This window comes from Segeticoccus rhizosphaerae (genome assembly GCF_005222685.1).
GTDB classification, from domain to species: Bacteria; Actinomycetota; Actinomycetes; order Actinomycetales; family Dermatophilaceae; genus Segeticoccus; species Segeticoccus rhizosphaerae.
The window spans coordinates 1-12,715 of the sequence record NZ_SWMA01000018.1 but is presented as its reverse complement, the minus strand read 5'-3'; the positions used below and the strand labels follow the sequence as shown (position 1 = coordinate 12,715).

The 12,715-nt window shown below is 69.1% G+C and carries 10 protein-coding genes and 1 pseudogene; 1 reads left to right on the top strand and 10 read right to left on the bottom strand.

All coding sequences use genetic code 11. The features are described 5' to 3' along the window. Positions 1-37: 37 nt before the first annotated feature. From FCN22_RS12870 to FCN22_RS12855, 4 genes are all read right to left on the bottom strand, one after another. Positions 38-1,036, bottom strand: a complete 999-nt coding sequence (locus FCN22_RS12870; protein WP_137121961.1) for an ABC transporter permease — start codon at positions 1,034-1,036, stop codon at positions 38-40. 136 nt (positions 1,037-1,172) lie between these two features. Then, positions 1,173-2,987 carry an ABC transporter substrate-binding protein gene (locus FCN22_RS12865; protein WP_137121960.1) on the bottom strand — a complete coding sequence of 605 codons (1,815 nt, stop codon included), beginning with the start codon at positions 2,985-2,987 and terminating at the stop codon, positions 1,173-1,175. A gap of 73 nt (positions 2,988-3,060) precedes the next feature. Further along, positions 3,061-4,086 (bottom strand): ABC transporter permease, encoded by a 1,026-nt coding sequence (locus tag FCN22_RS12860; protein ID WP_137121959.1) that lies wholly within the window; start codon positions 4,084-4,086, stop codon positions 3,061-3,063. A gap of 180 nt (positions 4,087-4,266) precedes the next feature. After that, positions 4,267-5,682, bottom strand: a complete 1,416-nt coding sequence (locus FCN22_RS12855) for a replication-associated recombination protein A (RefSeq protein WP_373681309.1) — start codon at positions 5,680-5,682, stop codon at positions 4,267-4,269. A gap of 18 nt (positions 5,683-5,700) precedes the next feature. On the opposite strand from FCN22_RS12855, the gene FCN22_RS12850 reads away from it, so the two are divergent. Then, positions 5,701-6,450: a GNAT family N-acetyltransferase gene (locus FCN22_RS12850; RefSeq protein ID WP_137121958.1), complete on the top strand. Its 750-nt coding sequence runs from the start codon at positions 5,701-5,703 to the stop codon at positions 6,448-6,450. Between the two features lie 55 nt (positions 6,451-6,505). On the opposite strand, the gene aspS is transcribed toward FCN22_RS12850, so the two are convergent. The 6 genes and pseudogenes from aspS to FCN22_RS22825 all read right to left on the bottom strand — a co-directional run. Beyond that, a complete protein-coding gene (aspS, locus tag FCN22_RS12845; RefSeq protein ID WP_137121957.1) occupies positions 6,506-8,281 on the bottom strand; it encodes an aspartate--tRNA ligase in 1,776 nt (591 codons plus the stop codon). Positions 8,282-8,487: 206 nt separating this feature from the next. After that, positions 8,488-9,657 carry a pyridoxal phosphate-dependent aminotransferase gene (locus tag FCN22_RS12840; RefSeq protein ID WP_137121956.1) on the bottom strand — a complete coding sequence of 390 codons (1,170 nt, stop codon included), beginning with the start codon at positions 9,655-9,657 and terminating at the stop codon, positions 8,488-8,490. After that, a complete protein-coding gene (locus FCN22_RS12835) occupies positions 9,654-10,292 on the bottom strand; it encodes an NUDIX domain-containing protein (protein ID WP_238384717.1) in 639 nt (212 codons plus the stop codon). Before FCN22_RS12835 ends, FCN22_RS12840 begins: the two co-directional genes overlap by 4 nt. Beyond that, positions 10,289-12,010: a CTP synthase gene (gene pyrG, locus FCN22_RS12830; protein ID WP_137121955.1), complete on the bottom strand. Its 1,722-nt coding sequence runs from the start codon at positions 12,008-12,010 to the stop codon at positions 10,289-10,291. The genes FCN22_RS12835 and pyrG overlap by 4 nt, the downstream gene beginning before the upstream one ends. 11 nt (positions 12,011-12,021) lie before the next feature. After that, positions 12,022-12,522, bottom strand: a complete 501-nt coding sequence (locus FCN22_RS12825; RefSeq protein WP_238384724.1) for a glycosyltransferase family 4 protein — start codon at positions 12,520-12,522, stop codon at positions 12,022-12,024. Between the two features lie 122 nt (positions 12,523-12,644). Further along, positions 12,645-12,715, bottom strand: a pseudogene (locus tag FCN22_RS22825) (hypothetical protein); the annotation flags it as partial.

The window sequence follows — 12,715 nt, the reverse complement described above, 5'->3', positions numbered from 1 at the left end:
AGTATCGGAGCGAAGAGGAGAGCTTCGGGGGGTGCGGTCATGAGAGCTTCACGCGGGGATCCACGACTCCGTAGAGCATGTCGACGATCAGGTTACCGATCGTGACGAAGGTCGCCGTGATCACCACCACCCCGGCGATCACCGGCAGGTCGCCGGTGTTGAACGAGTCCAGGGCGAGCAGACCCATCCCCTGGATGTTGAAGATGCGCTCGGTGAAGATCGACCCGGTCAGCTCGAAGGCGATGGAGATGCCGACCAGCGTGATGAAGGGCGCGATCGCCGCTCGAAGCGCGTGGCGGTACATGACACGCTTCTCGGAGATGCCCTTGGACCGGGCGGTGCGCACGTAGTCCTGCCCCTGGGTGTCGATCATGGAGGCGCGGACGTAGCGGATGTAGCCGGTCGAGGCGAAGGCACCCCAGAAAAGCCAGACTCCGAGCAGTCCGGTGAACCAGGCCCACGGCGACTCGGTGATGGAGGTGTAGGAGCTGCGCGGGATGATCGCGTAGAAGACCATGAAGTAGAGGTAGAACATCAGGGCCGCGATGTAGTACGGGATCGCCGGCACGAACTGCGACACGCCGACGATGACGCGGTCGATGAGTCGTCCGCGGAACCGTGCAGCCAGGACGCCGAACAGCAGGGCCAGCGTGACGTAGACGGCGACGCCACCCACCACCAGCGAGAGCGTGACCGGGAAGCGCTCGAGCACCATGTCGGTGACGGGGCGGTTGGAGCGGTAGGACCACCCGAGGCACGGGGCCGGGCAGTGCTTGACCGAGGAGTCCGAGTCGCCGATGTCGCGCCCGACGACGACACCCTCGATGTAGTGCACGAACTGGGTCGTCTTGGGTTCGTCGAGCCCGAGGCTCTTCTTGATGATGGCGACACGCTCGGGGGTGCAGTTCTGGCCCTGCCCGCAGAAGGCCCCCGCCGGGTCGCTCGGACCCAGGAAGAAGATCGCGAACGTTGCGACGATGGCCGCGAAGACCACACTGACGGACAGCGCGAGTCGTCGCAGGATGTAGATCAGCACCGGTGGGTCTCCTGGTCGTCAAGGACCCGCAGGAGGGTGCGCCGGTCGAGTGACCGGCGCACCCCCTCCGCGGGAGTCGGGCGGTGGTGACCCGGAGCCTTGGGTGCGGCTCCGGGTCACCGCGAGGAACCCGTGCCTACTGGTCCAGCCAGATGCTGGCGAACTCCGGCATGCCCTGGTTGGGGTCGACGATGACGTTCTTGACCTTGGTGCCGTAGATCGCAGACGCCTTGCTGTTGTAGTCCGGGAGCAGCGGCAGGTAGTCCTTGAGGATCTTCTCGTCCAGCGTGCTCCACTCCGGGCCCTGCTCCTCGACCGGGAGGCCGGAGATCCGGTCGATCTCCTTGTCCAGCTTCGGATCGGACAGGAAGCCCGTGCTGTAGGTCTGCTGGGACTTGACCAGCGAGCTCTTGAACAGCGCCGGGTAGACACCGTCACCGCTCGGCCAGTCGTAGCACCAGCCGGACGCGCCTTGCATCAGGTTGGCGTCGCTCTTGGAGAGAATGGTCTTCTCTCGCACCTCGGTGCGGGGAAGGCCGATGTCCTTGACCTTGAAGCCGGCCTTCTCGAGCAGCTGCTTGCGCACGGTGTTGACCTGCACCGACAGCGGGTTGTCGATCGAGTAGTAGTAGGACAGGACAAAGTTCTCCTTGCCCGCGTCCTTGAGCATCTGCTTGGCCTTGGCCGGGTCGCCGTTGCCCTCACCGTTGAGGACCGCGCCGCCGGGCAGCTTGATCGGTTCGTACTTGTCGAACCCGGGCACCTGCGGCGCCATGATCGACGACGCCGGCGAGTAGTCCAGCTTCGTCATCTGGGCGCCCTTGCGGATCGCCTCGTAGGGCCAGGCCATCGCGATGGCCTCGCGCACGTCACGGGGGATCTTCCGGGTGTCCATGGTGACGTAGCTGACGCAGGGACCGGCTGCCGTGCTCACCTGGTCCTTGTTGGTGGTCGTCGCCTTGTTGTAGATCGAGGCGTCGACGCCGTCATAGCTGAGGGTGAAGGCGTCGGGGCCGTTGCTGGCCATGATCGACGCCGCGACCTTCGGGGCGTCCTGGGCGAAGTTGAACTGCACCTTGTCGGGGAAGGCGTGTCGGATCGGGTCGGACTTCGGGTCCCACTGGTCGTTCCGCACCAGCGTGAGCTCGACGCCCTGCTTGTAGGTGGAGAACTTGTAGGGGCCGGTGGACAGCGGGTGCTTGGTGTACTCCGTCTTGGTGTCCTTGGCCTTCGGGATCGGCGAGGTCTGGGTGAAGGCACCGAAGTAGGGCAGGGTCGGCCACTTCTTGCGCAGGTGGAAGATCACCTGGTCGCCCTTGGCCTCCACACCGGCGAACTTGTCACCGTCCTTGTAGGGGCCCTTGTACTTGTCGCCGTCCTTGAGGTAGTCGAGCTGGTAGGTGGGGCCGCCGGGCAGCTCCTCCTGGGCGAACGACCGCTTGATGGCGTAGGCCACGTCATCGGCCTTGATCGTGCTGCCGTCCTCGTACTTCAGGCCCTTCTTGAGCGTGAAGGTCCAGGTCAGGCCGTCGTCCGACACGGTGCCCAGGTCGGTGGCCAGGTCGGGTACCAGCACGGACTTGCCGTCGCGCATGGAGTAGCCCGTCAGCGTCCGGGTGACGTACTGCTTGAGGATCTGGTTGACGTCCTGGATGAACTGGCCGGACGGGTCGAACGTGGTCGGGGCACCGGCCGCGTTGATGATCAGCGTGCCGCCCTTCTTCGCACCCGCGATCTCCGGGGCGGGGCCCTTGGCATCGGGCATGAAGCCGGCGCTGGCCTTCTCCTCGGGAGCGTCCGAGGTCGGGTTGGCGGCCGGCGATTCACCGCCGGTGCCAGCCGATTCGCTCGCTTGGTTGTTTGCAGTGTCGGCAGGGCTGCTGCCGCCGCCACAGGCGGCGAGGGACAGCGTTCCGGCAGCGGCCAACGCCACGACCTTGGTCCAGCGCATGTGATGTTCTCCTTTTCGTCCCTCCCGGTCAGGATCCGGGAGTGGTATGGGTGCGTAGTCGCCGGTTCGGGGACTATCGCCTGGTCTGGGGATTGAAGGCGTCGGCGATGGCGTCTCCGAGCAGGCTCAGCGAGAGCACGAGCAGCGCGATGCCGAGGACGGGGAGCCACAGGTAGATCGGGTGGGCCTGGAAGGAGTTCTGCGCCGTCGCCACGGTCAGGCCCCACGAGATGCTGGGTGACCGCAGACCCACGCCGAGGAAGGACAAGCCCGCCTCTGCACTCACGTAACCCGGGATCGCCAGCGAGAGGCTGACGATGATCGGCCCGAGCATGTTGGGAAGCATCTCCTTGAACAACACGACGCGGGTGGGCACGCCCAGGGCACGCGCTGCCTGCACGAACTCCCGCTCGCGCAGCGACAACACCTCGCCGCGGATCAGGCGCGCCAGGGTGCACCAGCCGAAGAGCACGAAGACGAAGATCAGACAGAGGAACCGGATCGTGGCGACCTTCTCCTCGTCCACGTAGTCACCGACCTGGGTGCCGGCGTAACGGTTGACCGCGATGGGCACGATCGCGATGGCGAAGAGGAGGAACGGCAGCGACAGGAGGAAGTCGATGATCCAGGAGATGATCCGGTCGACCCAACCGCCGAGGAAGCCGGACAGCAGACCCAGGAGCACGCCGATGATCGTCACTCCGGCAGCGGAGGCGACGGCGATGATCAACGAGGGGCGGCTGCCGTGCACCCATCGGGCGAACAGGTCCTGGCCGAGGCCGGACGAGATCCCGAACCAGTGCTCGGTGTTGGCGGTGAAGATCGGGTACGTGTTGTCACCGATCAGGTCGAGATTGAGGTCCGTCGTGTTCTGGCCCTCGAGGCCGGACAGCTGGTCCGCGAAGACCGCGACAAGGACGAAGAACAGGGCCATGCCGAGCGAGATCATCGCGACCGGGTCGCGCATCAGGCGCGTCATCGCGATCTTGAGCGGCGACTTGCTGCCGCCACCTTCCGCGAGCTGGATGTCGGGGTCGGCGTCGGAAGGAGCCTCGAGCTGTCCTTCCGCTGGGGTTGGTGCCGTGGTACCAACCGACATGTGGCCTCCGCAGACAGTGTGGGGCGACCTGACGGTGCCCGGTGATGGTCATGGCGATGCGGGAGACAGCCCCCCCCCGTTTGCCACCTCGTGTGAGATGGCTCGCACCGCCGTCAGACAGAGAATGTGCCACAGAGGCCGCAGGGATGGCACCCCCCGCCACCGAGGGACATCCAATCGTTATCTATTGCCGCGCGGGCCCTCGCCTCTGATGATCGTTCGCACTGCTGCCCACCGCGTGGCGAGCCGCTCCTCCCATCCCCGGCCGGTGGGGTGGTAGTAGTCGGCGTCGTGGAGCAGGTCGTCGGGCAGGAACTGCTGTGGGCCCACACCGTCCGGCTCGTCGTGCGTGTAGCGATAGCCCTTTCCGTGGCCGAGCCGATCGGCTCCGGCGTAACCGCTTCCGCGCAGGTGGGCTGGCACCGGACCTCCCCGGCCGGCCCGCACGTCGGCGATGGCCGCGTTGATCGCCGCGTAGCTGGCGTTGGACTTGGGCGCGATGGAGTTGTGAACAACAGCCTGCGCCAAGATGATCCGAGCCTCGGGCATCCCGATCTGGGCCACGGCGTGCATCGCCGCGACGGCCGTCTGCAACGCCGTGGGATCGGCCATCCCGACGTCCTCGCTCGCAGCGATGACGATCCGACGCGCGATGAACCGCGGGTCCTCGCCGGCCTCCAGCATCAGCGCGAGGTAGTGCAGCGCCGCGTCGACGTCGCTGCCGCGCATCGACTTGATGAGCGCGCTGGCCACGTCGTAGTGCTGGTCGCCCGCCCGGTCGTAGCGCACCGCAGCGTGGGCGACGGCCTGTTCGACCTGGGCGAGCGTGATGGTCACCGGGCGGTCCTCGCCACCCGGGGGCTGTGCGTCGAGGGCCACTCCCGCCGCCGCCTCCAGTGCCGTCAGAGCGCGTCGCGCGTCACCACCACTGATGCGTATGACGTGTGCCCTCGCCTCGTCGTCGAGGGTGAACTCCCCCGCCAGGCCACGCTTTTCGTTGAGCGCCGAGGTGAGCACCTCGTCGAGGTCGTCGTCGTCGAGCGAGGTGAGCGTCACGAGCATCGAACGCGACAACAGGGGCGCGATGATGCTGAAGGACGGGTTCTCGGTGGTGGCAGCCACCAGCACGACCAGCCGGTTCTCGACGCCGGGGAGCAGGGCGTCCTGTTGCGCCTTGGTGAACCGGTGGATCTCGTCGAGGAAGAGCACGGTCTGGCGGCCGTAGAGATCGCGTTCGCGGGCCGCCTCGTCCATGACGCGCCGCACGTCCTTGACACCCGCCGTCACCGCCGACAGCTCGACGAAGCGGCGCCCCGCGGCCTGCGCCACCAGGTGAGCCAGCGTCGTCTTGCCGGTGCCGGGCGGCCCCCACAGGATCGCGGAAAGCGGACCGGCCGCTCCGCCGTGCCCCTCGATCAGCCGTCGCAAAGGACTCCCCTGTCGCAACACGTCGCGCTGGCCACGCACCTCCTCGAGGCTCGCCGGACGCATGCGCACCGCGAGCGGCGGCCGGTGCGCGTCCAGCCCGTCCGCAGATCCGTCCGCTGGCTCGCCGCGCGAGGCAGCGAAGAGGTCGTCGTCAGGCGGTGTGGTCACGTTTGGCAGGCTATCCACGTGCGCAGACTCACGTCATACGAGGAGGTCCTCGAAGCAAGCGGCGGCGACGCCTTCGTGCGCTACGAGCTGCCGTCCTCCTACCCCGGCCCGGCCTTCTCGCTCGACAGTGCCGTCGCGTTCGTCCGGACCGGGTCCTCCGGGCGCACCGGGCTGACCGCGATCGGGCCGACCGACGACCTCGACCGTCTGCTGGCGCGGTTGCAGGACACCGGGGAGCTGGCGCAGTTTCCCGTCACCTCGGTCTCCCTGCCCCAGCACGCGGCGGGTCTGCACGCCCGCTACTTCGGCACGTCCACCGGCGGTGACTGGGAGTGGATGTGGAGCACGACGACGCCACCCGTGTTCGCGCAGGAGAAGGCGCTCGTCGAGCTCGATGACACCGGGGACCTCGCCGAGATCACCGCCCTTCTCGAGCAGGGCAACCCGACGACCCACGCCCACCCAGGCGAGGGGGTCACCGAGCTGTGGCTCGGGGTCCGCGACGACGCGGGCGCGTTGGTCGCGTGCGCGGCCCTGCACCGAAACCACGCCGGCCACCCACACCTGTCGGGAATCACCGTGGCCGCGCACCTGCGCGGCCGACGCCTCGGGCTGGCGATGACCGCGGCGCTCACCCGGCGGGCGGTCGAGCGTGAGGGGGTGTGCACGCTCGGAATGTTCTCCGACAACGATGTTGCGCGCCGCCTCTACCACGGCCTCGGCTACCGCACGGCCCAGTCGTGGGCCTCCCGCCGCCTCGACCCCTGACTTCCCTTGTTGCTGGCAACCGGCGTCATCGATGACTCCCTTCGCCAGCAACAACTCAGGAGGACGGGGGTATGGCGTCCACGCCGGCTTCCTTGCGCTGCTGCGGCGTGATCGGGGCGGGCGCCTCGGTGAGCGGGTCGAAGCCGCCGCCCGACTTCGGGAACGCGATGACGTCACGGATCGAGTCGGTGCCCGACAGCAGCGCGCAGATGCGGTCCCAACCGAAGGCGATGCCGCCATGCGGCGGGGCGCCGAAAGCGAAGGCGTCGAGCAGGAACCCGAACTTCTCGCGCTGCTCCTCCTCGGTCAGCCCCATCACGCTGAAGACGCGCTGCTGGATGTCCTCGCGATGGATACGGATCGACCCACCGCCGATCTCGTTGCCGTTGCAGACCATGTCGTAGGCATAGGCGAGGGCCGACCCGGGGTCGGTGTCGAAGGTGTCCAGGAACTCGGCCTTGGGCGAGGTGAACGCGTGGTGCACCGCCGTCCAGGCGCCCGAGCCGACGGCGACGTCGCCACTGGCCTCGGCCTCCGTGGTCGGCTCGAACAGCGGCGCGTCCAGGACCCACAGGAAGGACCAGGCCGACTCGTCGATCAGCTCACCACGGTGGCCGATCTCCAGCCGCGCCGCGCCGAGCAGCGAGCGGGACGCCTTGACCGGGCCCGCGGCGAAGAAGATGCAGTCCCCCGGCTGCGCGCCCACGTGCCCAGCCAGACCCTGGCGCTCGATGTCGGTGAGGTTCTTGGCGACCGGCCCGCCCAGGGTGCCGTCGTCGCCGACCAGCACGTAGGCCAACCCCTTGGCGCCACGCTGCTTGGCCCACTCCTGCCAGGCATCCAGCTGTTTGCGCGGCTGGGACGCGCCTCCGGGCATGACGACCGCCCCGACATACGGCGCCTGGAAGACCCGAAATGTGGTGTCCTTGAAGAACTCCGTGCACTCCACGAGCTCCTGGCCGAAGCGCAGGTCGGGCTTGTCCGTGCCGAACCGCTCCATGGCCTCGGCATACGTCAGCCGCGGGAACGGTGTCGGCAGCTCCACCCCGATCAATCGCCAGACCGCCGCCGCGACTGCCTCCCCGAGCTCGATGACGTCGTCCTGCTCAACGAAGCTCATCTCGATGTCGAGCTGGGTGAACTCGGGTTGTCTGTCGGCGCGGAAATCCTCGTCGCGGTAGCAGCGGGCGATCTGGTAGTAGCGCTCCATGCCCGCCACCATGAGCAGCTGCTTGAACAGCTGCGGGCTCTGCGGCAGGGCATACCAGCTCCCGGGTTGCAGCCGGGCGGGCACCAGGAAGTCGCGGGCGCCCTCGGGCGTCGACCGGGTCAACGTCGGCGTCTCGATCTCGACGAAGTCCCGCTCGGCCAACACCGTGCGCGCGGCCTGGTTCACCTTGCTGCGCAAGCGGATTGCGGCGCCTGGTGCAGGGCGGCGCAGGTCGAGGTAGCGGTACTTCAGCCGCGCCTCCTCCCCCACCGTCACGCGCTCGTCGATCTGGAACGGCAGCGGGGCCGACGCGCTGAGCACCTCGAGCTGGTCGGCGACCACCTCGATCTCACCGGTCGGAAGATCGCGGTTGGCGTTGCCCTCGGGGCGGACTCGCACCTCACCGGTGACCTTGATGCAGTACTCGTTGCGCAGCTCGTGCGCGCCACCCTGTGCCAGCACCTCGTCCCGCGCGACCACCTGAGCCACGCCGGAGGCATCCCGCAGGTCGAGGAAGGCGACTCCGCCGTGGTCGCGGCGGCGGGCCACCCAGCCGGTCAGCGTGACGGTCGTTCCAGCGTCGTCGGCGCGCAGCGTGCCGGCCTCGTGAGTGCGAAGCACCAGTGTTCCTTTGCTCGGGGTCGTTCAGGAGTATGCCGTCCGCTCACCTGCGCGGACACCGCCACCCATCGTACGGTGGGCTGCCGAGGTGCTGTCCGCCCGCGTGCACCCTCCACGAACCCGCGGACAACGCACGCCTCGCCCACCAAGGAGCGGGCCAGATCCACGAACCCGCGGACAACGCACGGATGCTGTGAGGCCCCCGGTCAGATGGCGGCCACGAGACGGTCGAGGGCCTCGTCGAGCTGCTCGGTCGAACCGCAGAAGCTGAGCCGCATGTAGCGGTGCCCGTCGACCGGGTCGAAGTCGACGCCCGGCGCCAGCGCGACGCCGGTGCGTTCGAGCATGTCGCGGCACCAGGTCATCGAGTCGTCGGTCAGGTGGCTGATGTCGCAGTAGGCGTAGAACGCGCCGTCCGGGGGCGCGAAGCGGTCGATGCCGAGCTCGGGCAGACGGCGCAGCAACAGGTCACGGTTGCGCTCGTACCGCTCGACGTGCCCGTCGAGCTCGGTCGTGGCCGCCGGCGTGAACCCCGCGATCGCCGCCGCCTGCGACACCGCCGGAGCACAGATCGCCAGGTTCGCCTGCAACCGCTCGGCCGGACCGTAGAGGTGGCGCGGCAACAGGGTCCAGCCGAGCCGCCACCCGGTCATCGAGTAGTACTTGCTCATCGACCCCATCACGACGGCCTGGTCCGAGAACTCCCACGCGCTCGCACACCGCCGCCCGAACGAGATGCCGTGGTAGATCTCGTCGGACAGCAGCAGCACCCCCTCCGCCTCGCACCAGCTCGCGATCCGGCCGAGCTCTTCGGGGTCGATGATGGTCCCGGTCGGGTTCGCCGGGCTGGCGATGACGACGCCGGCAGGCCGCTGCGGCAGCGCCTCCAGCTGCGCCGCCGTGGGCTGGAACCGGGTCGACTCGTCGCAGTCGAGGTCCACCACACGGCAGCCCAACGCCTGGATCGTGCTGCGGTTGGCGGGGTAGCCGGGCCGTGTCATGGCGATGGTGTCGCCCGCCTCGAACGCCGCCAGGACCACGGTGCTGAACCCGCCCGAGGACCCGTTGCTGATCAGCACCTGGTCCGGATCAACCTGCAGCCCATACGAATTCGCGTAATGCGCCGCGATGACTCCGCGCAGCGGAGCGATACCGTTCGGGTCGGTGTAGCCGAGGGTCTGCGTCTCCACGGCCTCTCGCGCCGCCTCGACCACCGGCCGGGGCGCAGGCGTGGCCGGCTGCCCCACGCACAGCAGGATGAGGTCGCCGTGCGTCTCCTGTCGCCTGGTCGCCGCCTTGAAGACCTCCATCACGTGGAAGGGCGGCACGTTGCTGCGTGTGGACGGCTGACGCAACCGCGCCCGCGGACCGGTCATCGGTATGCCGGGTGCTCGGGCCAGGGGGCGTCGTACGGCCGCAGGGTGGCCCAGTCGCGCTCCCGGGCGGCGTGGGCCGCCAGCACGCCGGCGACGGTGCACGCGTTGTGGATTCGTCCGGTGAGCGCGGCGTCCACAGCCTCTTCGAGCGGGACCCAGCTCACCGTCATACCGAGCTCTTCGTGTTCGCGTTCGAACCGTTCGCCCGTGGGGACCTCGGACAGGTCCCGCGCCAGGAAACAGCGCCAGTTCTCGCTCGAACCGCCCGGCGAGTTCTGCCAGTCGGCCACCACGTGCCATCGGGCGGCAACCAGGTCGGCCTCCTCCGCCAGCTCACGCGCGGCGGCGACCCACGGTTGTTCCCCCGGCTTGTCGAGCAGGCCGGCCGGCAGCTCCCACAGCTCCATGCCGACCGGGTGGCGGTACTGCCGCAGCAGGGCGATGCGTCCCCGGTCGTCGAGGGCGACCGCGCCCACGGCGCCGGGGTGCTGGAGGTACTCGCGGCGGACCGTGCCGGCCTCCCCGAGGTCCACGGTGTCGCGCACCAGGTCCCAGACCATGCCGTCGTGCAGCAGTTCGTGCGCGCTGACCGGACGCGGGTCCAAGACGTCGCGCAGCTCCCCCTCGTCGGTCACGGCGCAGAGACCGGGTCGCCGGCCGGCCGGCCGGCCGCCTCCCGCTCGACCTCGACCAGGCGGGTCGCCCGCTGCGCGTCGATCGCCGCGCCGACCAGGCCGGCGAAGAGCGGGTGGGCGCGGTGCGGCCGCGAGAGGAACTCCGGGTGGGCCTGGGTGGAGACGTAGTAGGGGTGCACGTCAGCGGGCAGCTCGACGAACTCGACGAGCTCGCGGTCCGGCGACAGGCCGGAGAACACCAGGCCGGCTTCCTCCAGCCTCGTGCGAAAGGCGTTGTTGACCTCGTAGCGGTGCCGGTGTCGCTCACTGACCTCGGTCGTGCCGTAGGCCTCCGCAATGACCGAGCCGGGAAGGAGGCGTGCCGGGTAGGCCCCCAGCCGCATCGTGCCCCCCAGATCGCCCGCGCCCTCGACGAACGCCTTCTGCTCCTCCATCGTCGCGATGACCGGGTCCGACGTGTCCGGATCGAACTCGGTCGAGGACGCGTCGGCGATGCCGGCCACGTTGCGGGCGTATTCGATCACCATGCACTGCAGCCCGAGGCAGATCCCCAGGGTCGGCACCTCGCGCTCCCGAGCCCAGCGCAGGGCGCCGAGCTTCCCCTCGATCCCCCGCACCCCGAACCCGCCCGGGACCAGGACGGCGTCGACCCCGCCGAGTGCCTTCTGGGCACCGGCCTCGGTCTGGCAGTCGTCGCTGGCGACCCAGCGGATGCGCGTTTTGGCGTCATGGTGGAACCCGCCCGCACGCAACGCCTCCGTCACCGACAGGTACGCGTCCGGCAGGTCGATGTACTTGCCGACGAGCGCGATCTCGACCTCGTGCTCGGGGTTGTGCACCCGGCGCAGCAGGTCGTCCCAGTCGTCCCAGTCGACGTCCTTGAAGGGCAGTCCCAGACGCCGGATGACGTAGGCGTCGAGCCGCTCGGTGTGCAGCACCTTCGGGATGTCGTAGATGCTCGGCGCGTCGACGCAGCTGGCGACCGCCTCGACCTCGACGTCGCACATCGAGCTGATCTTGTGCTTGATGCTCCTGGGGATCTCACGGTCGGCGCGCAGCACGAGGCCGTCCGGCTGGATGCCGACCTGGCGCAGGGCCGCCACGGAGTGCTGCGTGGGCTTGGTCTTGAGCTCCCCGCTGGGCGCGAGGTAGGGCACCAGGGAGACGTGCAGGAAGAAGACGTGGTCGCGCCCGACGTCCTGGCGGACCTGCCGCGCGGCCTCGAGGAAGGGCAGCGACTCGATGTCACCCACCGTGCCGCCGATCTCGGTAATGATGATGTCCGGCACGTCCGCGGCGTCGGCCACGTCCAGCCGGTCCGCCTCGGCCCGCATCCGGGCCTTGATCTCGTTGGTGATGTGCGGGATCACCTGCACGGTGTCGCCGAGGTACTCGCCGCGGCGCTCCTTGGCGATCACGTCGCTGTAGACCTGACCGGTGGTCACGTTGGACCGGCCGGACAGCGGCACGTCGAGGAACCGCTCGTAGTGCCCGATGTCGAGGTCGGTCTCGGCCCCGTCGTCGGTGACGAAGACCTCCCCGTGCTGGAACGGGTTCATCGTCCCGGGGTCGACGTTGAGGTAGGGGTCCAGCTTCTGCATCGTCACCTGGAGACCGCGAGCGCGGAGCAGGTGACCGAGGCTGGAGGCCGTGAGGCCCTTGCCGAGCGAAGAGGCGACGCCTCCGGTCACGAAGATGTGTTTCGTCTGCTTCACCACGGGCTTTGACTCTACGTCATCGAGACCAGCTCGGCGTACCAACCCCGCCACTCGCGCGTCATGTCCTCGACATCGGGCAGGTGGGCTGCAGCCTCGCGAGCCCTTCGGGACCCCGCGGTCCGCAGCCCGGGATCGGCCAACAGCTCGCGCGTCGCCTCGGCGAGGGCCGCCACATCCCCCGGCGGCACCGTCGTGCCCACCCCGGCCACCAGGTCCCGCAGGCCGCCCACATCGGTGGTCACGACGGGAGTGCCCGCCGCCATCGCCTCCTGCACGACAAGAGCCCGGGCCTCCCAGCGGCTGGGGAGCACGAAGACCTCGGCGGCCCGGAGCCACTGCTCGACGACGTCGCTGCGTCCCACCAGGTGCACCGGCGCGCCGGCCGCGGCAGCCCGGTCGCGCAGCTGCACCGTCAGCGACGTGTCCCCGGAGCCGACCACGACCCAGCTGCACCTGCCGGACAGCCGGGCCGCGGCGTCCACCAGGACGGGCAGGTCCTTCTGCGGAGCCACCCGCGAGACGGTCAGCACCAAGGGCAGATCGGCGTCTGCCACCACGCCCGCGGCACGCAGCAGCCTCACGCGCTCGACCCGCCGCTCGGCCGCGTCGGCCGGGGCCCGGGCCAGCAGGCCTACATCGACGCCATCACCGCGAGCAGCACCTGTGCGGTGCAGATGTTGGAGGTCGCCTTCTCGCGCCGGATGT